We start from the raw sequence: 24,764 nt of genomic DNA, 5'->3' as shown, positions 1-24,764 counted from the left end.
CCGTCTATCCGATCGCGAAATCCCGGCGGCGGATCAGGGCCGCGGCGCCGGCGAGCGCGACGACCGTGATGCCGAGCATCCAGTATCCACCGGTCCAGTCGACGTCGCCGACAACGACCGGCGCATCCGCGAACGGCGAAAGGTGCCGCACGCCCTCCGGCAGCTTGACCAACCCGCCGAAGATGCCGACGAACGCCCCGAGTCCGAGCGCCGCCCAGCCGACCGGGGCCGTCCAGCTCGGGACGAGCACGAACACCAGCGTGAGCACCCCGAGGTAGACGAGGGCGACGGGCACCTGCGCCGCGGCGGCCGCGAACGAGTCGCCGAACGTGGATGCGCCCTCTCCCGCGGCGACCGCCGACAGTCCGGAGGCGATGGCCCCCGCGAGCAGCACCGCCAGCACGGCGATGACGCCGACCGCGACGTACGAGAACAGCCACCGCGTCCGGGTCACCGGGGCCGACATGACCAGTTCGGCGGTGCCGGAGGCCTCCTCCTGCCGGAGCCGGATGACCGTCTGCACCGCACACGCCGCCGCGAGCACACCGATGATGGAGAAGATCGCGGAGATGAACAGCTGGGTCAGCGGACCCGAACCGCCACCGCCGATGCGGCCGATCGCATCGCGGATGCCCGAGAGCGCCGGATTGTCGGCGATCGAGCTGTTGATGACGGTGCCCAGCGCCCCCGCGAGAAGCCCGCCGAGGGCTCCGCCGATCGTCCAGCCGAGCACGGTCGGCCACTGCAGTCGCCAGGCCAGGCCGAAGACGCCGCCGAGCGCCGGGCGCGCGGTCGCTCGACCGGCCCGCTCCGGGATGAGTCCTGCACCCGAGTCACGGACGGCCTGCAGCCCGAACACGGCGGCGATCAGCAGGACGGCGAGACCGAGCTGCAGCAGCAGCGGCCGCCAGTCGTCACCGGTGTATGGCGCGAACTGCTCGCCCCATCCGATCGGGCTGAGCCACGTGGGCCACGCGGAGCGCTGGTGCGTCCCGTCGCCGAAAGGCGTGCCCATCGCATCCCCGATCCCGCGCACGAGGTAGGCGAGGACGACGACCGCGGCCGCGAAGCCGTTGGCGCCGCGGGAGGTGTTCATCAGCTGGGCGAGCAGCAGGCCGACCGCGAAGAAGGCGAACCCGGCCCCGGCGGTTGCAGCGCCGGCGACGAACGACCCGTACGCCGGGAGTCCGGCGGCGATGAACCCGAGCGCGGTCACGACGGCGAGGGCCGCATTCACCGCGACAGCATGCAGAACCGTCGCCGTGGTCGGCAACAGGCGCCCCGCGGGCGTCGAACCGACCAGCTCGGCACGGCCGGACTCCTCCTCCGCTCGTGAATGGCGGACGGCCAGGAAGGTGTTCATCAGTCCGGCGAGCAGGGCCAGGAACGTGTAGATCTCGAAGAAGGCGACCGCCGCCAGCGACGTGCCCTGCGGCAGCCCCCGGAGCACGATGATGGTCGGGTCGGCGATCGCGAGGCGGATCAACTGCGCGCGCGCGTTCGCGTCCCCGTAGGTCTGATCGATGGCGGATGCCGAGAACATCGCGAGAAGGGCGATGCACAGGAGCCAGATCAGGATCTGCCAGCGGTCGCGGCGCAGGCGCTGGCGCATCAGGGCACCGAGGACGGCGCCCGCGGTCGCGCGGGGGACGGCCTCGCCGGTGCGCGCCGGACGGTCCGGCGCGATGGTCGTACTCATCGTGACGCCCCGACGCGTTCGTCGGCGGTGACGTCATCGCCGTAGTGACGGAGGAACAGCTCCTCCAGCGACGGCGGCGCGACGGTGAGGCCGCGCACCTCCAACCGCGAGAGCGCACCGAGCAGCGACGGCACGGCGTCGCTGTCCGCCGTGAACCGCACCCGGCCGTTGACCACCCTCAGGTCGTGCGTGGCGGGGAGGGCCGCTAGCGCATCCTGTGCGACGCCCTCCGCGCTGAACGAGAACTCGGTGCGGGTGAGGTGGCGCAGCTCGTCGAGGGTCCCGGTCTCGACCGTCCGGCCGGCACGGATGATGCTGACCCGGTCGCAGAGCTGCTCCACCTCCGACAGGATGTGGCTCGACAGCAGTACCGTCGCGCCCTCCGCCGCGACGCGCTGGATCTCGGCGTCGAACACCGCCTCCATCAACGGGTCGAGTCCGCTGGTCGGCTCGTCGAGGATGTACAGGTCGGCCGGCGTCGCGAACGCGGCGACCAGGGCCACCTTCTGCCGGTTGCCCTTCGAGTAGGCGCGGCCCTTCTTGGTCGGATCGAGCTGGAACACGTCGATGAGGCGCTTCTTGCGCGCGGCGTACTGCGCGTGGTCGGCGGTGCCGCCGCGTAGACGCGCGAGGAGGTCGATCGCCTCTCCGCCGGAGAGGTTGGGCCAGAGGCTGACGTCGCCCGGCACGTACGCAAGGCGGCGGTGCAGGGCGACCGCGTCCTTCCACGGGTCGCCCCCGAAGACGGTGGCACGGCCGCCGTCGGCCCGGGCGAGACCCAGCAGGACTCGGATCGTGGTCGACTTCCCCGCTCCGTTCGGGCCGAGGAAGCCGTGAACCTCGCCCGGCGTCACCGTCAGGTCGAGGCCATCGAGAGCACGTACGCGGCCGAATCTCTTCTCGAGACCGGCGACGTCGATCACTGCATCCATGGGCGGGATGCTACGCCTTTTTCAGTAATTTGTGAAAGTTGTGTTTTCTGGCGTGTCAGCGCCGCCGTGTCACGCCTGGCCGCACTGGACCGACTCGATGCCCGCGTAGTCGTACTCGGAGGCGCTGTCGGGGATGGTCAGGTCGTACGGGACCCCGGCCTGGAGGTCGACCGTGGTGGTCCACGAGTCGAGCGTCTCGCCCTCCGGGGTGTCGGCGAACGTGGCGGTGACGGTCGCGCCGGCGCAGGTCTGGCCGGGCGTGAGCTCGAAGGTCCAGCCGTCGACGTAGTGGACGTGAACGCCGTCGACGTCGTAGTCGTCGACCTCGGAATCGCCGGAACCGGGGTCGCCGGAGCCCGGGTCCGAGGGCTCCTCGGACGGGTCGTCGGACGAGCCGTCGCCCGGGTCGCTCTCGTACGGCGAGGCGCTGGAGCTGCTCTCGGCCTGCGCGATCCGGCTGGTGCTGGCGCCGATCGAGACGATGACGAGCACCGCGACCAGCAGGATGGCGAGCCCGCCGACGATCCCGCCGACCGTGATACCCACGATGGCGCCGGTCGACATGCGTTTGCGGGGTGGCGGGGGCGGGTAGCCCTGGTACGTGCCGAAGGCACCGGGGCCGTAGCCCGGCGCGGGTTGCCCGGGCTGGGGCTGGCCGGGCTGGGGTTGCCCGGGCTGGGCGTAGCCCTGTTGCGGATAGCCGGGCGGCGGGTAGCCGCCCTGCGCTGCGCCGGCGTATGACCCTCCGCTCGTCGGCTGGGCCGCCGCGCCGTACGGCTGCTGCGGGGCGAAGGGAGGCTGCGGCTGGGTCGGCGCATTCTGCGGCGGATACGGCTGCGTCGGTTGAGCGGGCGCGTTCTGCGGCGGATACGGCTGCGTCGTCGCGTTCTGCGGGTAGGGCGGCTGCCAGGCGGATGCCGCGACAAGCGCATCCCGTGCCGTTGTCAGGGCATCACGGCGCTGCGGGTCGGCACCAGCCTCCGCGAGCCGCGCCTGGTAGGTGCGCTCCACCTCGTCGCGTGTCGCTCCCGGCGACACCCCCAGCAGTTCTGCCGCCTCGTTCGGACTCACCGCGCCCCCCGTTCAGCTCACGCGTATGGCTCGATCGTAGTGGCGGATCGCGGAGCCGCACCCCGCCATTGAGGACACGGCCGGCGCGACCCCATGCGGGAACAGATCAGACGAGCGCCGCGCCGAGCCCGCGCGTCAGCCCGGGAGCATCCCGTCGGCCCGGACGCTCCGCCGTGGCGATCTCGCCGAGCTCACGGATCACCCGGTTGTAGTACGCCGCGGCGACGCCCGTGCGGTATGCGGCGGGCTGCAGGTCTGCCTCGTTGCGCAGACGGATCTCGGCCCGCGCCGCCTCGATCGGTGTGATGATCTTCACGCCCGCGCGGTACCGGATCAGCCGGTGCACCCACTGGTCGAGTGCCTCCGGCAGCCCCTTCGCCACCCGGTCGTGCTCGGCGGCGAGGGACGTGAGGGAGCGAGGTGCCGACGCGCTCGTCGACCCACCGGCCGACGCCGTCCCGCTCGCGGCGGCCTCTCGCTCGGCCGCTCGCCGGTCCGCCGCCATGACCGACAGGAGGTCGTCGTGCCGGTTGGCCTGCCGCGACAGCACCTCGAGCTCGTCGAGAGCCGTCGCGTACTCCTCCTCGTAGTCGGCGTAGTCGGCCGGATGCGCGGCGCGGTCGTTCACGAGGTCGGTGCGCGCGGTCGCCGCCTGGGCCCGGGTGAGCACCGTGCGACCGTTGCGCACGCGCTCGAGCCGCCAGGTCCAGGTCGCGAGGGGTTCCGGCATCAGGTGGCTCATGGCTCCACTGTAGGAAGGGCCACCGACATCGGTCCGACGACACGACGTCGGCGGCCCGGGCTAGCGTGGATGGTCGTGAGCACCCTTCTCCGCCGCCCGGTCGACCGCGAGATCCTCCGCCTCGCCGTTCCCGCTCTCGGGGCTCTGGTGGCGGAGCCGATCTTCCTTCTGGCCGACTCGGCGATGGTCGGGCACCTCGGGGTCGCGCCCCTCGCGGGTCTCGGCATCGCGAGTGCGGTGCTGCAGACGATCGTTGGGCTGATGGTGTTCCTCGCCTACAGCACGACTCCCGCTGTCGCGCGCCGGCTGGGAGCGGGCGACGAGCGCGGTGCGGTCGCGGCGGGCGTGGACGGCTGCTGGCTCGCGCTCGTGCTCGGAGTGGTGCTCGCCGGCGCGGGGTGGGCGGCCTCGCCGTTCCTGGTGAGTCTGTTCGGAGCGTCGTCCGAGGTCAGCGAGCAGGCGACGCAGTACCTGAGCCTGTCCATGCTCGGGCTCCCGGCCATGTTGCTGGTCTACGCCGCGACCGGCCTGCTGCGCGGACTCCAGGACACCCGCACGCCGCTCGCCGTCGCGGTCGCGGGCTTCGCCGCGAACATCGTGCTCAACTACCTGTTCATCTATGTCGCCGGACTGGGCATCCGCGGGTCGGCGCTCGGTACCGTCGCGGCGCAGTGGGCGATGGTGCTGGTGTACGCGATCATCGTGGCCCGTCACGCCCGCCGGGTCGGAGCCTCCCTCCTCCCCCATCACACCGGCATCGGCCGGACGGCGCGTGCCGGCGGCTGGCTGCTCCTCCGCACGGCGAGTCTGCGTGCGGCCATGCTTCTGGCGGTCTTCGCCGCAGCCCGTCTCGGCCCGGACGAACTCGCCGCCTTCCAGGTCACGATGACCGTGTTCGCGACTCTCGCCTTCGCCCTCGACGCCCTCGCCATCGCCGCGCAGGCACTCATCGGGAAGGGGCTGGGGGCCGGCGACCTCGAGAACGTCCGTGCGGTGCTGCGCCGGTGCGTGCAGTGGGGAATCGGCGCGGGCGCGGTTCTCGGCCTGGTGACGATCGCGCTGAGCCCTGTCGCGGCGGGCGTCTTCACGAGCGATCCGTCGGTCGCCGCGCTGCTGCCCCTCTCGCTGGCGATCGTCGGCGCAGGCGCCCCTCTGGGCGGCTACGTGTTCGTGCTCGACGGGGTGCTCATCGGTGCCGGAGACGCGCGGTATCTCGCCCTCACCGGCCTCGCGAACGTGGCTGTGTTCGTCCCGCTCGCGGTCGCCGCCGTCGTCTGGGGCGGGCACGATGCGACCGGCCTGGCCGCCCTGACGGCGGCGTTCGCCTTCGGCTACCTCGGCGCCCGCGCGCTCACGCTCGGCCTGCGCGCTCGCGGCCGCACGTGGATGCGTGCGGGAGCGACGATCTAGGCGTCTAGCGAAGCCGGCCCCTCAGCCCGTGAGCCCCTACGCCAGCCACTCCCGCGCAGCGACCACGAGCGCCCGGACCCCGGTGTCGATCGTCGGCTGCGGAAGCGGCGCGAAGAACGGCGAGTGGTTGGTCGGGATGTCGGTGTCGACCGTACCCGCCGCCATCGCGGTGAGCACCGTCTCCGGATCGGCCCCTCCGAGCATCCAGTAGACCAGCGGGGCACCGGCCGCCGTCGCGAGATTTCCGACGTCCTCACTGCCGGAGAGCGCGCCGGGGTGCAGCACCCGATCGACCCCGAACTCGGCCGCGAAGGCCGCGTTGACCCGCTCGGTCGACTCGGGGTCGTTCACAGTGACGGGGTAGCGCTCCCCCCACTCCATATCCGGAGCCTTCGGGGCGCCGGACGCCTGCGACTCCGCCGCGATGACGCGGTGGACGCCGTCCAGCACGCGCTGCCGGACCTCCTCGTTGAAGCTGCGCACACTGATCCCGAGCGTGGCTTCGGCCGCGATGATGTTGTTCTTGGTGCCGGCGTGGAGGCTGCCGACCGTCACGACGGCGGTGTCCTGCGGCGAGATCTCGCGCGACACGACCGTCTGCAGGCGCATGACCGTCGCCGCCGCCATCACGACGGGATCGATCGTCGTCTCGGGCCGGGATCCGTGACCGCCGCGCCCGTGGAGCGTGACCTCCATCGTGTCGACCGCCGCCATGGCCGCACCGGGGTGCGCGCCGACCATCCCGGCCGGGTACGGCAGCACGTGCTGCCCCAGCACGACATCCGGAACCGGCACCTTCTCATACAGACCGTCGTCGACCATCACCTGGGCTCCCCCTCCGTGCTCCTCGGCCGGCTGGAAGAGGGCGACGAGGGTTCCGGACCACTCACCGCGCGAGTCGTTCAGCGCCTCGACGGCACCGAGCAGGCAGGTGATGTGGATGTCGTGGCCGCACGCGTGCATCAGCGGCACGGCGTTGCCCGCCTCGTCGGTCACCGTCTCGGTCGAAGCCCACGGGAGCCCGGTCTGCTCGCGAACGGGGAGCGCGTCCATGTCGGCTCGGAGCAGCACGGTCGGGCCGTCGCCGTTGCGCAGGACGCCCACGACGCCTGTCGTGGCGATGCTGGTGTGCACCTCGAGCCCCAGTTCGGTCAGCCGCTCGGCGACGATGCCGGCCGTGCGGTGCTCGGTGAAGGCGAGTTCGGGGTGGGCGTGAAGGTCGCGGTAGAGGGCTTCGAGATCCATGCCGTCAGCCTACGACCGGCGCCCCCGAGGAGACCCGTGGAGCCGCCGTTGTGTTGCCCTGGTGGAAAACGCTCGTGAATGTGGAGGGAATCGGCTCCCCGCCCTCCAGCATCTCGACGACAGCCCGTCCCGCGGCACGCCCCTTCTCGACGGCGGGCTGGACGAGGGTCGTGAGGTCGTACGGCCAGAGGCCGTCGACGCGCACGCCGTCGAAACCGACGACGCTGACATCCCACGGCACTTCCAGACCCAGCTCCTCGGCCGCACGGATGACGCCCGCGGCCAACAGGTCGCTCTGGGCGATGACGGCGGTCGGCCGGTGCCGCGCGTCGGCGAGGAGGGCACGGCCGGCGGCGCGTCCTTCCTCCACGAACGACCCGCGCGTGACCCAGCCGGGGGCGTCCGGGAAGACGTCCCGGGCACCGGCGAGCCGGTCGAGCGCGGTGGTGGAGCTGGCCGCCGCTAGGCGGTCCGGTGTCAGCGGTCCGCGCGCGCGATCGCGGGTGAGCGACAGCGTCACCACCGAGACGTCGCGGTGGCCGAGGTCGTAGAGGTGCTGGGCGGCGACGCGGGTGGCCTCCCGATTGTCCTGACCGATCGTCGGGACGCCGTCGGCCGGGTCTCCCTCGATCGCGACGAGCGGGATGCCCCGCTGGCGGAGAGTCGCCACCGACTCGTCGAGACGCGGGCTGCAGCCGACAAGCACGACCGCATCCATCGGGGCGTCCTCGATCCGCTGCGCGGCCTCGCCGGCGTCGGTGAGGATGAGGAGGCCCGCGTCGATCGCGCCGATCTCCTCCGTGATGCCGTCGAGCAAGGCGATCTTGATGGGGTCGCGGAAGGCGTCGCGCACGCGCTCCTCCATCACGACACCGACGATGCCCGAGCGACCGCGGCGCAGCGAGCGCGCCCGCGGGTCGGGCCCGGCGTAGTTGAGACGCTTCGCGGCGGCGAGCACGCGCTCGCGGGTGGCGTCGGAGACCGGGCCTGTTCCGGAGAAAGCGAGCGATGCGGTGGAGTTCGACACACCGGCCAGGCGGGCGACCGCGGCCAGGGTGGGCCGGACGGCCGCAGGGGCTGTGCTGGGTTCGTTCACGTGTGATAGCTTAGTCGAATCGTTTCGATCGAAACGATTCGAGCCGACGAACCCACAGGAATCGCCCCGATGTCACAGCCGATCTCGACCACCACGCGCTCCCGTCGGGAGCTCACCGCCTGGCGCAACGCGGTCTTCGTCATCTTCATCCTCTCCGGCCTCGCCCTCGCGACCTGGGTGGCCCGCATCCCGGGCATCCGCGACGACCTGGGACTGGGCAAGGACCCCTCGGCCGTCGGGCTCCTCATCCTCGGGATGTCGGTGGGCGCCATCCTCGGCCTCACCGTCTCCTCCCCCATCCTGGTCCGCTTCGGCCCGCATCGCGGGATGGTCGCCGGCCTCGTGATCGTCGCCATCGGGATCCTGTTCATCGGCTTCGGAGCGACGACCTTCCACTCCATCCCTTCGGTCGCCGTCGGGCTCATCCTGCTCGGCTTCGGCAACGGCATGGTCGACGTGATGATGAACGTCGAGGCCACCGCCGTCGAGCGTGAGATCGGGAAGACGCTTCTCCCGCTCATGCACGCGTGCTTCAGCCTCGGCACGGTGCTCGGCGCCGGCATCGGTGCGGCGGCCGCAGCGCTCGGGGTCGCGGTCGTCTGGCACCTGCTCGGCACGGCCGTGGTCATCGTCGCGATCGCGATCGTGGCCGTCCGCTACATCCCGCGCGAGGCCGAACTCGGCGACGAGGCGGCCGAGAAGGAGCGCATCCCGTTCGGCGAGCGCATGCGCACGTCGCTCGCCGTCTGGGCCGACTGGCGGCTCATCCTCATCGGCGTCGTCATGCTCGGCATGGCGTTCGGCGAGGGCTCTGCGAACGACTGGATCTCGCTGGCCGTCGTCGACGGCCACGGTCAGGCCAACTCCGTCGGTGCGCTCGTCTTCGGCTTCTTCGTGGTCGCGATGACCGTCGGCCGGGTCGTCGGCGGCCCGATCGTCGACCGCATCGGCCGCGTCAATGCCATCCGGATCACCGCCGGCATGGGCGCCGTCGGCCTGGTGCTGTTCATCGTGGGCGGCCCGATGTGGCTGGTCGTCATCGGAACCGTGCTCTGGGGCTTCGGCGTCTCGCTCGGCTTCCCGCTCGGGATGTCGGCGGCCGCCGACGGCGCCGCGAACCCCGCCGCACGCGTCTCCGCGGTCGCGATCATCGGCTACTGCGCCTTCCTGGCCGGTCCGCCGCTGATCGGCTTCCTCGGCCAGCACTTCGGCCTCCTGAACGCGCTGTTCCTCGTGCTCGCGCTGCTGGTCGCCGCGTTCCTGGCGGCACCCGCCGTGCGCCCGGTCGACGCGCCCGCGGAGCGCCGCGCCGCCTCCCCCGACCCCGCCTGATGCAGCGCGAAAGCTGACGCCCCGCTAGACCTGACGCCGCGCTAGACGAAGCGGAGGCAGACCGGCGTCGGGACGAGCGAGGTCCCGAGCAGACGGAGGCTGCGCTCGGCATCGTCGAACGCCAGCACCGCAATCTCGTCGCTGTCCTGGCAGGCCGCCAGCACCCGGTCGCCCCCGGGCGCGATCACGAGGTCACGCGGCGTGCGGCCGCCGACCGCGACGGAGTCCACCAGACTCAGCCGCGAAGCCTCGGCGTCGAACGCGAAGATCGCGACCGCGTCATCCCCGCGGTTGCTCACCAGCACCGTGCGGCCCGAGTCACTGATGCACACCGCGGCGGTCAGGTTGTCGCCGTCGGCCCCGTCGGCCCGGGTCGTCGTGCTCTGCACCCGCACGAAGCGGTCGCCCTCCCGTCGCAGCACGTCGGCGCTGGAATCGAGCTCGTTCACCAGCACAACATGACGGCCGTCGGGATGGAACGCCAGGTGCCGCGGGCCGGCCGAGCCGAGCACAACGGTCGCCTCCGGACGGAGGGTCAGCGCGCCGGCATCCGAGAACGCGTACCAGCGCACCTCGCCGATGCCGAGATCCACGACGCCGACATCGCCGCTCACCGGGTCGACGCTCAGCTGGTGCACGTGAGGCGCATCCTGCCGCTCCGGGTCGGGTCCGCGGCCCTCGTGCCGCACGAACGCGGTGCGCTCTCCGAGAGATCCGTCAGCGGCGAGCGCGAACACCGACACGGTGCCGCCGCCGTACGTCCCCGCGATGAGGAATCGCCCGCTCGGGTGCACCACCGCGTGCGCCGGAGACGGCCCGCCGCTCGACGCCGAGCCCAGCTCCGTCAGCGAGCCGTCGGCCGCGCGCGCAAAGGCGACGAGGCCGCCGTCGGGCTCCGTCTCGCTCACCGCGTACACGTGCTCACCACCGGGCGCGGCCGTCACCCAGGACGGGTTCGCCACCCGCGCCGCGACCGACACTCCGGTCACGTCCGACCCGTCGAAGCGGGCGCTGAGCACCCCCTCGGCGTGACCGTCGACGTGCGGGAGGCGTTCGGTGTAGGTGCCGATGAGGAGCTCGTGGGCCATGCCGACCATCCAACCACCGTCCCCGGCTGCACTTAGGATGTTGCGGTGCGCCTCGTCATTGCCAACTGCTCCGTCGACTATGCGGGGCGGCTCAGCGCGCACCTGCCGCTGGCGACACGGCTGCTGATGCTGAAGGCCGACGGCAGCCTCCTCGTCCACTCGGACGGCGGGTCGTACAAGCCGCTCAACTGGATGAGCCCGCCGTGCACGCTGACCGTCGACGAGCCCGACGAGCTGCAGCGCGCGGCCGGGATCCGCGAGGTCTGGCGCGTCACCCAGGCGAAGACCGCCGACATGCTCGTCGTGTCCATCCACGAGATCATCAGCGACACCGCGCATGACCTCGGCATCGACCCGGGGCTGCAGAAGGATGGGGTGGAGGCTCACCTGCAGAAGCTCCTCGCCGAGCAGATCCACCTTCTCGGCGACGGCCACGTGCTGGTCCGCCGGGAGTACATGACCGCGATCGGCCCTGTCGACATCCTCGCCCGTGACTCCGCGGGAGCTGCGGTCGCCGTCGAGCTGAAGCGACGGGGCGACATCGACGGCGTCGAGCAGCTGACGCGCTACCTGGAGCTGATGAACCGCGACCCGCACCTCGCCCCGGTCACCGGCGTGTTCGCCGCCCAGGAGATCAAGCCGCAGGCGCGCACGCTGGCGGAGGACCGCGGCATCCGCTGCCTGGTGCTCGATTACGACGCCATGCGCGGCCTCGACGACAGCGACAGCAGGCTGTTCTGATGGCGCAGCCGCGTTTCCCCCAGAGCTACGAGAACGTCCCGGTCCGCACGGCCCTGACCGCCCTCGCCGCCGAGCCGACCCTGGAGAACCTGGATGCGCTGCTCGCCACCGCGGTGAAGGGCGGCCTGGTGGTGGATGTGACCGGCTCCACTCCGCAGGACACCCGGCTGCGCACCATCAGCTCCACCACCGGCGAGGCGGTGCTCCCCCTCTTCACGTCGATGAACGCGCTCCGGGCGGCCGTCGCCCAGTCGGCGGAGGGCGAGGGAGCGCGCGTGCAGGCGGTCATCGTGCCGGCGCTCGAGGCGCTGGGATTCATCCACACCGCCGAATTCGTCGCCGTGCAGTTCGACCCAGGAGCCGCGCACACCATGGTCGTCGCACGTTCTCACATCGAATCCGCCCTCGGCGAGCGCTGACCTACGCTTCAGATACGTCACATACCATAGGACCGCTATGACCAACCCGACCACCACCGTCACCCGGACCTGGACCTGCGTCCTGTTCGACCTCGACGGCACCCTCACCGACTCCGCACCCGGCATCACGTCGTCGCTCGCCCGCATGTTCGCGACGATCGGCCAGCCGGTGCCGTCCCCCGCCCAGCTCCTCGAGTACGTCGGCCCGCCGCTGCTCGACTCGCTGCAGAGCCTGGGCGGCATGACCGAGCCGGCCGCTCGCCACGCCCTCGCTGTCTACCGCGAGGACTACGCCGCCCACGGTGCGTTCGACTCCGCCGTCTTCCCCGGAGTCCGCGGCCTGCTGCAGCGTCTGCACGCGGCCGGGATCCCCCTCGCCATCGCGACCAGCAAGCCCGAGGCGCAGGCGACCCGCATCCTCGAGCACTTCGGCCTGGCCGAGTACTTCGACGTCATCACCGGCGCGACCGACGACGAGAGCCGCAGCGCCAAGGCGGATGTGGTGGCCGAGGCTCTGCGCCGCCTCGGCGAGCGCGGCGTCGACCTCGAGCACACCGTCATGGTGGGGGACCGCCAGTACGACGTCGAGGGTGCGGGCGCGCACGGTCTGCCCACCATCCTCGTCGAGTGGGGCTACGGTTCGCCGGCCGAGGCCGCCGGGGCGATCGCCGTCGTGCACTCCGCCGACCAGCTGAGCGCTCTGCTGCTCGGCTGACCGCTTCCGCCACTGTTCACCGACACGGACTAGGCGGCCCGGTGCGCTCACGGGTAGGCTGATGTGTTGCGAAACCGCACTTCATACAGCACTAGGAATCCATATGCGCACACGTAATCCGTTCGTTCCGGCTGCCATCGTGGCGGCCCTCACCATCGGCTCGCTGGCGGCCTGCTCCAGCGGCGGCAACACCAACTACGTCTCCTCGCACACGCCCGCGTCGTCGTCCTCGTCGGCGGCCGGTTCGTCCGAGGACGCGAAGTCCGAGGAACTGCCCTCCGACTTCCCGAAGGACGAAGTACCCGTCGTCGACGGCACCGTCGTCGTCGCCCGTGGCGACAAGGAGAACGGCTGGTCGGTCACCGTCCAGCCGTCGGGCAAGAACGGCTTCGCCGACGCGAAGTCCGCGCTCGAGGGCAAGGGCTTCACGCAGCAGCCCGGCGCCACCGACACGTCCGCCGTCTACACCAACGACACCTACACGGTGTCGGTGAAGACTCCCGGCGTCTCCGTGACGTACAACGTCACCGCCAACCAGTAACACCTCACACCATCAAAGAGCTCCGGAGTTTTTCTCTCGAATCGACCGATTCGACCCGAAAAACTCCGGAGCTCTTGGCTTGGGGCGGGGTCAGGCGTCGATGATGCGGACGAGCTCGTCGATGAAGGCGGTGAAGGTGTCGGCACGGCGGATGAGGCCGAGCACGGTCTCGCGGTCGGAGAACACCTCGACGAACTGGTCGAAGACCGTCTGGAAGGACGCGCGACCCGCCGCCGAGAAGGCGATGAACGCGATCACGTTGACCCGGGCGTCGCCCCAGTCGATCGCCGTGTCGTTGACGACGATCGCGATCGCGGTGCGGTGTGCGCTCATCGTCATGGCGTGCGGCACGGCGAGGGAGTCGGTGAACGCCGTGGACGACATCTGCTCGCGCTCGACGGTCTGATCGACGTACTCCTGGTCGATCGCGCCGGCCGCGATCATCCGGTCGCCGAGGGCGCGGATCATCGTGATCGGGTCGCGTGCGTAGAAGTTCCGCAGGAACAGGCTCTCGTCGAAGTACTCCAGCAGCTCGCTCTTGATCCGCGCGCGGTGGCGCTGGCGGCGGATGCGGGACGCGGCCTGACGGATGTGCTCCACGTCGGTCTCGGTGAGGAACGGCTGCACGATGACCGTGTTCTCCCGCCGCCCGCGCGGGTCGATGGTGGTCAGCACCAGGTCGGCATCGATGGCGTCCCAGTCGGCGTCGGTCGACGTGATGACGCTGGTGATGTCGAGCTCGTCGCCGAGGGTGCTCTCCAGCCGGTCGCGCAGCAGGATGTGCATGTCGTAGTAGTTGGGGCACACCACCGCACAGGTGACCGCATCCCGCCGCCGTGACTGCTGCTCGAGGTAGGCGCCGACGTGCATCGCGATGTAGGCGATCTCGTCGTCGTTGACCTCGATGCCCTCGGCCGACTGCAGCCGGCTGGCGATGTAGACGGCGAGCTCGTAGATCATCGGGTACGAGCTCTTGATCGACCGGGTGAGCGGGTTGCGCGAGTAGGTGTTCTCGTGCGCCCGGGCCACCAGGTTCTGCACGTGCAGGGTGAGGCGGACGATGAAGTTCTCGTCGTGGAGGTCGACGAGGTACTCGGTGGATGCGCGGTCCACGATGCCGCGGACCACCGCCAGGTCGGCCGGGCTGACGAACTCCTCCACCGTGTCGCGCCCGGCGCCGGGTGCGATGACGCGCGTGCGCATGAGGATGGCCAGGTAGCGCAGCTCGGTCGTGTCGAGCGCCGTGCCGAAATGCCGCTCGATCAGCTGCCCCAGGTCATGCGCGAGTGAGCGGATGGTCTCGCTCGCCTCCGGCTCCTCGACAGCGGGGAGCACCCGATCCTTCGCGACGCGGTCGAGAGCGACCGCCATATGCAGGAGGACGTCGTTGATGCCGTACTCGTTGACGAAGAAGCCGCGCGCGTCGAGCATCGCGACGAGGTCGGACTTGAAGTCGACCAGACCGCTCGAACCGAACGCCTCCTGGATGCGCGCCACGTCGACGACGCTCTGCCGCATCTCGTCTCGGAACAACCGGCTGAGCAGCTTCCGCCGCGCGATCTCGGGCCCGAGGAGCTGCACCACGGCGCCGTGGCGTTCGAGGGCGAGCTCCGTGCCCGAGAGGAGGCCGCGCATCCTGGTCAGGTCCGACTCGATCGTGGAGTCGCTGACGAACAGGCTCTCGGCCGTCTCGTAGACGTCGATCCCGTCCGGCTCGTCGAGCAGCCGCCGGGCGAGGAAGACGAGCCGTTCCTGCGGGGAGCCCGCCGTTCCGGTCTCCGACGTGCCGTCGCCCGCCAGGTAGGCGGCGTAAGCATCGGGCTTGACGCGGTAGCCGTTCGATCCGGACTCGACGACATCGCCGAGCGCTGCCGCGTAGCTGCGGATGCTCCGGGTCGTCACCCCGATGTCGTGCGCGAGCTCGGCAGCCGTCACCCAGGCAGCACGACGCGCGAGGATGTCGAGCATCCTCGTCTGCTTCGCCGAGAGCGCCACCAGCGACCACCTTTCCCGACGAGTCAACCACCCCGTAGGGTGCCGCCGTGCGCTTCCGGCCAATTTTCCGCACCCCCGGAAGAAACGCTGCTGGAGCGCGGGCGCACAGCGAGCGAGCATTGCTGACGTTCCATGAGCTCCACCCAGCACGAAAGGCAAGGATCGATGAAGATCGTGGTCGTCTGCGGCGCCGGTGCGTCCAGCACCTTCGTGGCCGTCAAGCTGCGCAGTGCCGCCCGTGAACGCGGGGCGATCATCGAGGTCCAGCCGGGGAGTGCGAGCCAGCTGGAGTCCCTCGCCGGAGTGGATGTCGTCCTCGTCGGCGCACACCTCGAGTCGGCCGTCCCGGCGATCCGTGAGCGGGCCGCCGCCACCGGCACCGCCGTCGCCGTGCTTCCTCCCGTCTCCCCGGCCGCCCTCGACGGCGAGCGCGCCCTGGACCTGGCTCTCAACGCCAAGGCGGCGGCACTATGAGCAGAGCCGCATACGGAATGGCGGCGGCCACCAGGCCATCACGGAACGAAGGAGACCACAACCATGGCTGAACGGATCATCACGGTCGGATCGACGCACGGGCTGCACGCCCGCCCGGCGAAGCTCTTCGTGGAGGCGGTCAACAGCTCGGGCGCGAAGGTGAAGCTGACCAAGGAGGGCGGCAAGACCGTCGACGCCGGCAGCATCCTCGGCGTGATCTCGCTGGGCATCGACCACGGCGACAAGATCGTGCTCACCACCGACGCGGACAACGGCGAGGCGGTCCTCGACGACCTCGCGGTGATCCTGGCCACGGACCACGACGCCTGAGCGGCGGACGCATCATGAGCGACACGAACATCCTCACCGGCGCCGGCATCGGGCAGGGCGTCGCCGTCGGCCCCGTCCTGCGGATGTCGGCCCCGCTGCCCGAGCCATCGGACCAGCCGAGTACTCGCACCCCCGACGAGGAGAAGGCCCGCGTGCAGCAGGCCGTCGCCACAGTCGCGGCGGACCTGCGCGAGCGCGCATCCACCGTCCAGGGCACGGCGGCGGATGTGCTGGAGGCGCAGTCGATGATGGCGGAGGACTCGACACTCGCCGACGACGTCGCCTCCCGCATCGACGGCGGGAAGACAGCAGAGCGCGCCGTCTTCGAGGGCTTCGCCGTCTTCCGCGACATGCTCAAGGAGCTGGGCGGCTACATGGGCGAGCGCGCCGGCGACCTCGACGACGTCTCGCAGCGCGTCGTGGCGGCCCTGGAGGGCAAGCCGGCGCCCGGCGTCCCGCAGTCGGAGACCCCGTTCGTCCTGGTCGCGCACGATCTCGCCCCCGCCGACACGGCGCTGCTCGACCTGACCAAGGTGCTCGGGCTCGTGACCACCGAGGGCGGCCCCACCTCGCACACCGCCATCCTGGCGCGGGAGAAGTCCATCGTCGCGGTCGTCGGCGCGGCCGGCGCCGGAAGCCTCGCCGACGGCGACGAGGTCGTAGTGGATGCGGCGGCCGGCACGGTCACCGTCTCACCGACCGAGACCCAGCGTGCGGACGCGCTCCGTCGCATCGAGGAGCGCGCCGCCGCCCTCGCCGGCGGCGTCGAGCCGGGCGCGCTCGCGGATGGCACCGCCGTCCCGCTGCTCGCCAACCTCGGCTCGGCCGCGGGCGCGGAGGACGCGCTGGCCGCGGGCGCCGAGGGCGTCGGGCTGTTCCGCACGGAGTTCCTCTTCCTCGACCAGCGCCTGGCGCCCGATGTCGCCCAGCAGCGCGAGCAGTACGTGAAGCTGCTCAGCGCGTTCGGCGGCGGCCGCAAGGTGGTCGTTCGTGTGCTCGACGCCGGCGCGGACAAGCCGCTCGAGTTCCTCAACGACGCGCACGAGGACAATCCGGCACTCGGGCTGCGCGGGCTCCGCTCGCTGCGCGCCAACGAGGACATCCTCCGCGAGCAGCTCACCGCCCTCGCCGAAGCCGACGCGCAGACCGACGCGGACCTCTGGGTCATGGCACCGATGGTCTCGACCGTCGAGGAGACCCGCTACTTCACGGAGCTCGGCCGCGAGTACGGCCTGAAGACCGTCGGCGTCATGGTCGAGGTCCCCTCGGCGGCGCTTCTCGCCGACCGTGTGCTCCAAATCGCGGACTTCGCCTCGATCGGCACCAACGACCTCACGCAGTACACGCTCGCGGCCGACCGCCTGCTCGGTTCGGTCGCCGGGTTCCAGGATCCGTGGCATCCGGCTGTCCTCCGCCTCATCGGCGAGGTCGGCGCGGCGGGCGCGGCTTCGGGCAAGCCCGTCGGCATCTGCGGTGAGGCGGCGGCGGACCCCCTGCTCGCCGTCGTGCTCGTCGGCCTCGGCGCGACGACGCTCTCGATGTCGCCCGCGGCGATCGCCGACGTGCGGCTCTCCCTCAAGCGCTACACCCTCGGTCAGGCCCGTTCGCTGGCCGAGACCGCCCTGGCCGCCGATGGCGCGGCCGAAGCGCGGGCGGCGGTCCGTGAGGCCGCCGACCGTTTCACCTCACCAGCCCCCGACAACAGAAACGAGGCACCACAATGACATCGGCGACACAGACGTCGGCGACGGCGTCGGCCCCGAAGAAGCCCAACAGCGCGCGCGTCCACGTGCAGCGGTTCGGCACCTTCCTCTCCAACATGGTGATGCCCAACATCGCCGCATTCATCGCGTGGGGCATCGTCACCGCGCTCTTCATCGACAAGGGTCCGTTCCCCAACAAGGACATCGCGAGCCTCGTCGGCCCCATGATCACCTACCTGCTCCCGCTCCTCCTCGCCAACACCGGCGGCCGCCTCGTCTACGGCGTGCGCGGCGGTGTGGTGGGCACCATCGCGGCCATGGGCGTGATCGTCGGCACCGACATCCCGATGTTCATCGGAGCGATGATCATGGGTCCGCTCGGCGGCTACCTGATGAAGCAGGTCGACCGCATCTGGGAGGGGAAGATCAAGGCGGGCTTCGAGATGCTCGTCAACAACTTCTCCGCCGGTATCCTCGGCTTCCTCCTCGCGATCGGCGCCTTCTTCGGCATCGCCCCGCTGGTGCAGGGTCTGAGCAAGGCGCTCGAAGCCGGTGTGGATTGGCTGGTGTCGGTCCACCTGCTCCCCCTGGTCAGCATCCTGGTCGAGCCGGGCAAGGTGCTGTTCCTCAACAACGCGATCAACCACGGCGTGTTCACGCCGATCGGCACACTGGAGTCGCAGCAGGCGGGCAAGTCGATCCTCTTCCTCATCGAGACGAACCCCGGCCCCGGTGCCGGAATCCTGCTCGCCTGGGCGATCTTCGGTCTCGGTGCGGCCCGCGCGGCCGCCCCCGGCGCCTTCATCATCCAGTTCTTCGGCGGCATCCACGAGATCTACTTCCCGTACGTGCTCATGAAGCCCATCCTGATCATCGGCGCGATCCTCGGCGGCATGACCGGCGTCGCGGTGAACGTGGCCTTCCAGACCGGCCTTCGAGCACCCGCTGCACCAGGATCGGTGTTCGCGATCTTCGCGCAGGCACCCGTCTCGAACATGCTCGGAATCGCCTTGGCGATCATCGCCGCTGCCGCGGTCTCGTTCACCTTCACCGCAGTCGTCCTGCGATCCAGCCGCAAGCGCGACCTGCTGGCCGGCAACGCCGGCGACCTGTCGGCCGCCGTCGCCCAGACCGAGGCGAACAAGGGCAAGTCCTCCTCGGTGCTCGGCGGCCTCGTCGACGAGGCCGAGCACGACACCGGCGACGCCCAGGGCGACGCCACGGATCGACTGGTGCGCAACATCGTCTTCGCGTGCGACGCTGGCATGGGTTCGAGCGCGATGGGCGCATCGGTGCTCCGCAACAAGATGAAGAAGGCCGGAGTGGAGGGGGTCACGGTCACGAACCAGGCGATCAGCAACCTCGACGGAACGGCCGACCTGGTCATCACGCAGCAGCAGCTGACGGACCGCGCCAAGGGCCAGTCGCCCGACTCGATCCACGTCTCGGTCGACAACTTCATGAACAGCCCCAAGTACGACGAGGTCGTTGACCTCGTCAAGAACCAGCGAACCACGGAGGACGCCAACAAATGACCGACACGATTCTCGACCGGGCGAACGTCGTGGCCGCGGGCACCGCGACCACGCGGGAGGACGCGATCCGGGAGGCGGGTGAGCTGCTCGTGCAGGCGGGCGCCGTCGAGCCGGGTTACGTTGACTCGATGCAGGAGCGCGAGAACACCGTCTCCACCTTCATGGGGAACGGCCTCGCCATCCCGCACGGCACCAACGAGTCCAAGGACGAGATCAAGCGGTCCGCGCTCTCCTTCATCCGCTACTCCTCGCCGCTCGACTGGGGCGGCGAGGAGGTGCGGTTCGTGGTCGGCATCGCCGGTCAGAACAACGAGCACCTCGAGATCCTGTCGAAGATCGCCATCCTCTTCTCGGAGGAGGACGATGTCCAGAAGCTGCTCGACGCTCCGGACGCCGAAGCGCTGTACACGCTGTTGGGAGATGTGAACGAGTGAAGGCCGTCCACTTCGGAGCGGGCAACATCGGACGCGGCTTCGTGGGGCTCCTGCTCCACGAAGCCGGGTACGAGGTCGTGTTCGCGGACGTCAATGCCGAGCTCATCGACGCCCTCGCCGTGGCGGACTCGTACCGCGTCCACCTGGTGGGTGAGGACTCGGAGACGAAGACCGTCACCGGGTTCCGCGCGATCAACAGCGCGACCGAAGAGGATGCGCTGGTCGCCGAGATCGCCTCCGCCGATGTCGTCACGACGGCGGTCGGCCCCCGCATCCTCCGTTTCGTCGCCCCGGTGATCGCCCGCGGTCTGGCCGCCCGGGGCGACGACGCGCCCCGCCTGGCCGTGATGGCCTGCGAGAACGCGATCGGCGCCTCGGACCTGCTGGCGGCGGAGCTCATGGACGGGCTCCCGGACGACGACACCCGCGAGCAGCTGGCTGCGCGTGCGGTGTTCGCGAACACCGCCGTCGACCGCATCGTCCCCGCGCAGGCGGCGGACGCCGGGATCGACGTGACCGTCGAGACGTTCTACGAGTGGGTCGTCGACCGTTCGCCGTTCGCGGGGCACGCGCCCGAGATCCCGGGCGCCCACTTCGTCGACTCGCTCGGCCCGTACATCGAGCGGAAGCTGTTCACGGTCAACACCGGGCACGCGACCGTCGCGTACACGGGCTTCCTTCACGGGGCCACCACGATCAGCGAGGCCATCGCGATCCCCGCCGTACGGGAGGCGGCGGAGGCCGCTCTGCGCGAGACCTCGGCGGCGCTCACCGCCAAGCACAGCCTGCCGGAGGAGGAGCTCGCCGCGTACCGCGCGAAGATCCTCGGCCGGTTCGCGAACCCGTACCTGGTCGACGAGGTCACTCGCGTCGGGCGGGAGCCGATCCGCAAGCTCGGCAGGAACGACCGCTTCATCGGTCCGGCTTCCGACTACGCGGAGCACGTCGGCGGCATCCCGACGGCCCTGATCCAGGCTGTCGGCTCCGCCCTGCGCTTCGATGTGCCCGAGGACACACAGAGCGTTGAGCTGCTCAAGCTGCTCGACGAGGCCGAGCCGGCCGCGATCGTCGAAGAGGTCATGGGCGTTGAGCCCGGCAAACCGCTCCACGAGCCGCTCGTGGAGACCGTCGCCCTGGCTCAGCAGGAGCGCTTGGACGCGGCGCTCTGACAGCTGCGGCCGGGCGGCTCCCCCCGCCGTCCGGCCGCCCCTGAGCATCCGCCGACCGCAGATCACAGCGCGCGGGGCTGGTGGTACGTTTCGCATGTGAGCCGAATCGTGTCGGTGGCCCCGGTGCTCCCCGCCCGGAGCTACAGCCAAGGGGAGATCACCGCCGCGCTGCTCGCGATGATCACGTCGGACCCCGCCAGGCAGCAGGTGATGCGCCGCATCCACGCCTCCTCCGGTGTGCAGACCCGCAGCCTCGTGATGCCCCTCGAGCGTTACAGCTCGCTGGCGTCGTTCCAGGAGTCGAACGACTTCTTCATCGCCGAGGGGACGACGCTGGCCGAGCGCGCCGTGACCGCGGCCCTCGACTCCGCCGGTCTCGCGCCCACCGACGTCGACTTCCTGCTCTTCACCTCGGTGACCGGCATCGCCGCCCCCTCCATCGACGCGCAGCTGGTGTCGCGGCTGGGCCTGCGCACCGACGTCAAGCGTCTCCCGAGCTTCGGGCTGGGATGCGTCGCCGGCGCCGCCGGGATCGCCCGCGTCAACGACTACCTGGCGGGCCACCCGGATGAGGTGGCCATCCTGCTGTCCGTGGAGCTGTGCTCGCTCACGGTGCAGGCGAGCGACGACTCCATGGCGAACATCGTCGCGAGCGGCTTGTTCGGCGACGGCGCCGCCGCCGTCGTCATGGTCGGCGACCGGCGCGCTGAGAAGCTGGGGCTGGCCGGACCCGACGTCGTCGACTCGCGCAGCCACATCTACCCGGACACCGCCGACGTGATCGGCTGGGACATCGGCGGCACCGGCTTCCGGATCGTCCTGAGCGCGGGCGTTCCGGAGGTCATCGAGCGCAACTTCGCCGGAGATGCCCGCGGCATCCTCGCCGCCCACGATCTGGAGGTGTCGGACGTCGGCGCGTGGGCCGCGCATCCCGGTGGCCCGAAGGTGCTGGAGGCGTTCTCGCAGGCCCTCGACCTGCCCGACGGCGCCCTCGACGCCAGCTGGCGATCGCTCGCGAACGTCGGCAACCTGTCCTCCGCGGCCGTGCTGCACGTGCTGGCGGAACAGCTGGATGCGCACGCAGCCGGCACCATCGGGCTGCTGTTCGCGCTCGGCCCGGGGGTGACGAGCGAGCTCGTCCTGCTGCGCTGGGCGGATGGCGCAGAGCGGTCGGGGCTGGTCTCCGTGCCCGCCGCGGTCGAGGCTGGGGCGCCCGCCGCATCCACCGCCCCCGCCGCGCTTCCCGCGGCCGCCATGATCGACCCGGTCCCGTGATCTGGTACACCGTTCTCGTCCTCGCGACGGGCGCAGAACGCATCGCCGAGCTGATCGTCTCGACCCGCAACGCGAAGTGGTCGTTCGCCCGCGGCGGCGTGGAGTTCGGCAAGGGGCACTTCCCGCCGATGGTCGCGCTCCACACCGGGCTGCTGCTGGCGTGTCTGGCGGAGGTCTGGTTCGCCGACCGGCCGTTCCTTCCGTGGCTCGGCTGGCCGATGCTCGTGCTGGTGCTCGCCAGCCAGGCGCTGCGCTGGTGGTGCATCGCCACGCTCGGTCCGCGCTGGAACACGCGCGTGATCGTCGTCCGTGACCTGCCGCTGGTGACCGGCGGACCGTACCGCTGGCTGAAGCACCCGAACTACGTCGCGGTGGTCGTCGAGGGCTTCGCCCTCCCGCTGGTCCACACGGCCTGGATCACGGCACTCGTCTTCACCGTGCTGAACGCCTGGCTGCTCGTGGTGCGCATCCGCTGCGAGAACCGGGCGCTCGCCACCGTGCTCGCCGCACCGGCACGCACATGAACCCGCAGGTCGTCGTGGTCGGCGGCGGCCCCATCGGCCTCGCCTGCGCCATCGAGGCACGGGTGGACGGCCTGGAGGTCGTCCTCGTGGAGCCGCGGGTGGGGCCGATCGACAAGGCGTGCGGAGAGGGCCTGATGCCCGGAGCGCTGGCCGCACTGCACCGGATCGGGGTCGATCCCGCCGGGAGGCGGCTCGACGGCGTCGCCTATATCGACGCGGGGTCCCGCGTCGAGCACCGCTTCGCGGAGCGCCCAGGAAGGGGCGTTCGTCGCACCGTGCTGCACCAGGCTCTGGCGGAGCGGGCGTCCGAGCTGGGCGCTCAGCGCATCCACGCCAGGGTCACCGGACTCAGCCAGGACGCCGGCGGTGTCGACCTGACCCTGAGCGACGGCGAGACGCTGCGTGCCCCGTGGGTGATCGCCGCCGACGGCCTGCACTCACCGGTGCGCCGCATGCTTCGGCTGGACGGGCGTGCGCAGCCCGGCACTCGGAGGCGGTTCGGCCTGCGGAAGCACTTCGCCGTCGAACCGTGGACGTCGCTGGTGGAGGTGCACTGGTCTGCTGGGGCCGAGGCGTACGTGACGCCCGTCGACGAGCGCCTGGTCGGCGTCGCCGTGCTCGGCTCGCGGCCCCTCGATGTGGATGAGGTGATCGCGGGCATCCCCGAGCTCGCCGAACGCCTGCACGGCGCCGAGGTGGTGACCGACCCTCGCGGGGCAGGACCCCTGCTGCAGCGGGCGCGCTCGCGGGCCTCGGGGCGGGTGCTGCTGGCGGGCGACGCCTCCGGCTATGTGGACGCCCTGACCGGCGAGGGGATGCGCGTGGGCTTCGCTCAGGCGCGGGCGGCCGTCGCCGCGGTCACGATGGGGAACACAGAGCAGTACGAGCGGGCCTGGCGGGCGACGACACGGGATTTCCGCATGCTCACCTCCGCTCTGGTCGTGGCGGCGCGCTCGCGCTTCCGGCCGCGGATCGTGCCGACCGCCGCTCGTCGCCCCGAGCTGTTCGGCTCGATCGTGGAGCGCCTCTCGCACTGACGCCCTCTTCCGGGCCCGGCGCACCTCCTCACACTTCCGCGCTCGGGAGACGGCGGTCGTCGAGCGTTATGCCTGCATACTCGGGCATTTAAAGCATGCTTAGCACCTGTGGAATGTGGTCTCCGCACGGGTAGACCGATTAGTATCTGGAATCGAGCATCGAAATCGGATATGCCGAAAGGTGAGACATGAACGCATCCGCACCCGGCCCCGTGGACGACGCGACCGCCCCCGAGCAGAAGGCGGTCAAGAAGCGCACGACGGTGACCTTCTACCTGACCGACGCCATGCGGAATCGTGCACGCGCTGCCTACCGCCAGACTTCGTTCGACGAACGCGACGGCAGTTGGTCGGAGATGCTGAACAAGGCCCTGCTGGCCGAAGTGCAGCGTCGTGAGAAGGCCTACAACGAGGGCAAGGTCTTCGTGGGCAACGACGAACCGCTGACGCCCGGGCGACCGATCGGGTTCTGACCCGCGCTCCGAACGCGACGAACTCCCGGCACGTCGACGGCTGGGGAGCGTCGACGTGCCGGGAAGCGTCCGACCCGCGATCAGCGGGCGTCGATCACCGGGTGTGGTGGCGGCGCGTCCGGTTGGCGGACACGAACGCCAGCATCACTCCGAGGAGAGCGAGGAGGGCGCCCAGGGCGCCGACACCCAGCTCGTTGGAACCGGTGGAGGCGAGGGCCGCAGCCCCCGACCCGCTGCCCGCGGCCAGCGACATTGCCCCGCCCGCGGACGCCGTCACCGTGCCGGCACCGGTGCCACCCGTGGTCGGGGTGGTCGGAGTCGTCGGGGTGGTCGGAGTCGTGGGGGTGGTCGGGGTGGTCGGGTCAGTCGGGTCGGTCGGGGTGGTCGGCGTCGTGGTGGAGCCGGTGGTGGTGCTGTCGCCGACGACGCTGATCGCGTTGCCGCCGACGGTCACGGGAACGTCCACACCGATCGGCAGGTCGATTCCGCCGAGGGTGCCGTCGCCGGTGGTCCCACCGGTCGTCCCACCGCCGGTCGCCGGGGCGCTGGTGGAGGATCCGGACGAGGTGGAGTCACCGACCACCGAAACCGCGTTGCCGCCCGCCGTCACCGGCACAGCAGCATCGATCGGAGCCTGGATGCCGGACAGGAGCCCGCCATCCGAACCAGAACCCGAGGTCGCCGTGCTGCCGCTACCGGCAGCCGGAGCCGCCGTGTCCGAACCCGACGTCGTCGAGTCACCGACCACCGAGACCGCGTTACCGCCCGCCGTCACCGGCACAGC

24 protein-coding genes and 1 pseudogene are annotated in these 24,764 nt (G+C 70.9%); 16 read left to right on the top strand and 9 right to left on the bottom strand.

The annotated features are described in order from the left end of the window. Window positions 1–4: 4 nt before the first annotated feature. The 4 genes from ABIC47_RS10550 to ABIC47_RS10535 all read right to left on the bottom strand — a co-directional run bounded on the left by ABIC47_RS10550 (window position 5) and on the right by ABIC47_RS10535 (window position 4,444). A complete protein-coding gene (locus tag ABIC47_RS10550; RefSeq protein WP_354480192.1) occupies window positions 5–1,699 on the bottom strand; it encodes an ABC transporter permease in 1,695 nt (564 codons plus the stop codon). Continuing rightward, window positions 1,696–2,631 carry an ABC transporter ATP-binding protein gene (locus ABIC47_RS10545; protein ID WP_354480189.1) on the bottom strand — a complete coding sequence of 312 codons (936 nt, stop codon included), beginning with the start codon at window positions 2,629–2,631 and terminating at the stop codon, window positions 1,696–1,698. The genes ABIC47_RS10550 and ABIC47_RS10545 overlap by 4 nt, the downstream gene beginning before the upstream one ends. Before the next feature lie 69 nt (window positions 2,632–2,700). Continuing rightward, window positions 2,701–3,702 carry a hypothetical protein gene (locus tag ABIC47_RS10540; protein WP_354480186.1) on the bottom strand — a complete coding sequence of 334 codons (1,002 nt, stop codon included), beginning with the start codon at window positions 3,700–3,702 and terminating at the stop codon, window positions 2,701–2,703. Window positions 3,703–3,808: 106 nt separating this feature from the next. Next, window positions 3,809–4,444, bottom strand: coding sequence for a hypothetical protein (locus ABIC47_RS10535; protein WP_354480184.1), 636 nt, complete (start codon window positions 4,442–4,444; stop codon window positions 3,809–3,811). A 69-nt stretch (window positions 4,445–4,513) separates the two neighbouring features. Here ABIC47_RS10535 and ABIC47_RS10530 point away from each other — a divergent pair, with 69 nt between their 5' ends. Then, window positions 4,514–5,854: an MATE family efflux transporter gene (locus tag ABIC47_RS10530; protein ID WP_354480181.1), complete on the top strand. Its 1,341-nt coding sequence runs from the start codon at window positions 4,514–4,516 to the stop codon at window positions 5,852–5,854. Window positions 5,855–5,890: 36 nt separating this feature from the next. Here the strand turns inward: ABIC47_RS10530 and ABIC47_RS10525 are convergent, their stop codons facing one another. Next, entirely contained in the window at window positions 5,891–7,099 is a 1,209-nt protein-coding gene (locus ABIC47_RS10525; protein WP_354480179.1) for an amidohydrolase, read from the bottom strand. Between the two features lie 4 nt (window positions 7,100–7,103). Then, entirely contained in the window at window positions 7,104–8,195 is a 1,092-nt protein-coding gene (locus ABIC47_RS10520; protein WP_018189141.1) for a LacI family DNA-binding transcriptional regulator, read from the bottom strand. 69 nt (window positions 8,196–8,264) lie between these two features. Between ABIC47_RS10520 and ABIC47_RS10515 the strand changes: the two genes are divergently transcribed. Next, on the top strand, window positions 8,265–9,527 hold the full coding sequence (locus ABIC47_RS10515) for an MFS transporter (protein ID WP_020076105.1): 1,263 nt from the start codon (window positions 8,265–8,267) through the stop codon (window positions 9,525–9,527). Window positions 9,528–9,568: 41 nt separating this feature from the next. Here ABIC47_RS10515 and ABIC47_RS10510 read toward each other — a convergent pair whose 3' ends face one another. Next, complete coding sequence (locus ABIC47_RS10510) at window positions 9,569–10,615, bottom strand: lactonase family protein (protein WP_354480176.1); 1,047 nt, start codon at window positions 10,613–10,615, stop codon at window positions 9,569–9,571. A 45-nt stretch (window positions 10,616–10,660) separates the two neighbouring features. On the opposite strand from ABIC47_RS10510, the gene nucS reads away from it, so the two are divergent. From nucS to ABIC47_RS10490, 4 genes are all read left to right on the top strand, one after another. Continuing rightward, entirely contained in the window at window positions 10,661–11,356 is a 696-nt protein-coding gene (gene nucS, locus ABIC47_RS10505; RefSeq protein ID WP_018189138.1) for an endonuclease NucS, read from the top strand. After that, window positions 11,356–11,775 carry an SseB family protein gene (locus tag ABIC47_RS10500; RefSeq protein ID WP_018189137.1) on the top strand — a complete coding sequence of 140 codons (420 nt, stop codon included), beginning with the start codon at window positions 11,356–11,358 and terminating at the stop codon, window positions 11,773–11,775. The genes nucS and ABIC47_RS10500 overlap by 1 nt, the downstream gene beginning before the upstream one ends. Window positions 11,776–11,812: 37 nt before the next feature. Continuing rightward, window positions 11,813–12,490, top strand: a complete 678-nt coding sequence (locus tag ABIC47_RS10495) for an HAD hydrolase-like protein (protein ID WP_018189136.1) — start codon at window positions 11,813–11,815, stop codon at window positions 12,488–12,490. 103 nt (window positions 12,491–12,593) lie between these two features. After that, window positions 12,594–13,031 carry a hypothetical protein gene (locus tag ABIC47_RS10490; protein WP_020076108.1) on the top strand — a complete coding sequence of 146 codons (438 nt, stop codon included), beginning with the start codon at window positions 12,594–12,596 and terminating at the stop codon, window positions 13,029–13,031. Window positions 13,032–13,121: 90 nt separating this feature from the next. On the opposite strand, the gene ABIC47_RS10485 is transcribed toward ABIC47_RS10490, so the two are convergent. Continuing rightward, window positions 13,122–15,026 carry a BglG family transcription antiterminator gene (locus ABIC47_RS10485; RefSeq protein ID WP_020076109.1) on the bottom strand — a complete coding sequence of 635 codons (1,905 nt, stop codon included), beginning with the start codon at window positions 15,024–15,026 and terminating at the stop codon, window positions 13,122–13,124. Between the two features lie 165 nt (window positions 15,027–15,191). Here ABIC47_RS10485 and ABIC47_RS10480 point away from each other — a divergent pair, with 165 nt between their 5' ends. From ABIC47_RS10480 to ABIC47_RS10435, 10 genes are all read left to right on the top strand, one after another. Next, window positions 15,192–15,500 (top strand): PTS sugar transporter subunit IIB, encoded by a 309-nt coding sequence (locus tag ABIC47_RS10480; protein WP_020076110.1) that lies wholly within the window; start codon window positions 15,192–15,194, stop codon window positions 15,498–15,500. Between the two features lie 63 nt (window positions 15,501–15,563). Continuing rightward, the gene (locus ABIC47_RS10475) at window positions 15,564–15,830 is read left to right on the top strand and encodes an HPr family phosphocarrier protein (protein ID WP_018189132.1); all 267 of its coding nucleotides are present in this window, start codon (window positions 15,564–15,566) and stop codon (window positions 15,828–15,830) included. Between the two features lie 14 nt (window positions 15,831–15,844). Continuing rightward, on the top strand, window positions 15,845–17,554 hold the full coding sequence (ptsP, locus tag ABIC47_RS10470) for a phosphoenolpyruvate--protein phosphotransferase (protein ID WP_018189131.1): 1,710 nt from the start codon (window positions 15,845–15,847) through the stop codon (window positions 17,552–17,554). Further along, entirely contained in the window at window positions 17,551–19,068 is a 1,518-nt protein-coding gene (locus ABIC47_RS10465) for a PTS mannitol transporter subunit IIBC (RefSeq protein ID WP_089879602.1), read from the top strand. The genes ptsP and ABIC47_RS10465 overlap by 4 nt, the downstream gene beginning before the upstream one ends. Continuing rightward, a complete protein-coding gene (locus ABIC47_RS10460) occupies window positions 19,065–19,502 on the top strand; it encodes a PTS mannitol transporter subunit IIA (protein ID WP_018189129.1) in 438 nt (145 codons plus the stop codon). Before ABIC47_RS10465 ends, ABIC47_RS10460 begins: the two co-directional genes overlap by 4 nt. Further along, window positions 19,499–20,671 carry a mannitol-1-phosphate 5-dehydrogenase gene (locus ABIC47_RS10455; RefSeq protein WP_354480167.1) on the top strand — a complete coding sequence of 391 codons (1,173 nt, stop codon included), beginning with the start codon at window positions 19,499–19,501 and terminating at the stop codon, window positions 20,669–20,671. Before ABIC47_RS10460 ends, ABIC47_RS10455 begins: the two co-directional genes overlap by 4 nt. Before the next feature lie 96 nt (window positions 20,672–20,767). Then, window positions 20,768–21,946, top strand: a complete 1,179-nt coding sequence (locus ABIC47_RS10450) for a type III polyketide synthase (RefSeq protein ID WP_354480164.1) — start codon at window positions 20,768–20,770, stop codon at window positions 21,944–21,946. After that, on the top strand, window positions 21,943–22,470 hold the full coding sequence (locus ABIC47_RS10445; protein WP_089879594.1) for an isoprenylcysteine carboxyl methyltransferase family protein: 528 nt from the start codon (window positions 21,943–21,945) through the stop codon (window positions 22,468–22,470). The genes ABIC47_RS10450 and ABIC47_RS10445 overlap by 4 nt, the downstream gene beginning before the upstream one ends. Beyond that, window positions 22,467–23,507, top strand: a complete 1,041-nt coding sequence (locus ABIC47_RS10440; protein WP_018189125.1) for an NAD(P)/FAD-dependent oxidoreductase — start codon at window positions 22,467–22,469, stop codon at window positions 23,505–23,507. Before ABIC47_RS10445 ends, ABIC47_RS10440 begins: the two co-directional genes overlap by 4 nt. Window positions 23,508–23,695: 188 nt before the next feature. Further along, window positions 23,696–23,980: a ParB family protein gene (locus tag ABIC47_RS10435; protein WP_309855629.1), complete on the top strand. Its 285-nt coding sequence runs from the start codon at window positions 23,696–23,698 to the stop codon at window positions 23,978–23,980. A gap of 94 nt (window positions 23,981–24,074) precedes the next feature. On the opposite strand, the pseudogene ABIC47_RS10430 reads toward ABIC47_RS10435, so the two are convergent. Continuing rightward, window positions 24,075–24,764: pseudogene (locus tag ABIC47_RS10430) on the bottom strand (chaplin family protein); the annotation flags it as partial.

Origin of the sequence: Leifsonia sp. 563, from assembly GCF_040545055.1 — a bacterium.
In the GTDB taxonomy this organism is placed as follows: domain Bacteria; phylum Actinomycetota; class Actinomycetes; order Actinomycetales; family Microbacteriaceae; genus Leifsonia.
This window is presented reverse-complemented; position numbering and strand designations above follow the sequence as displayed.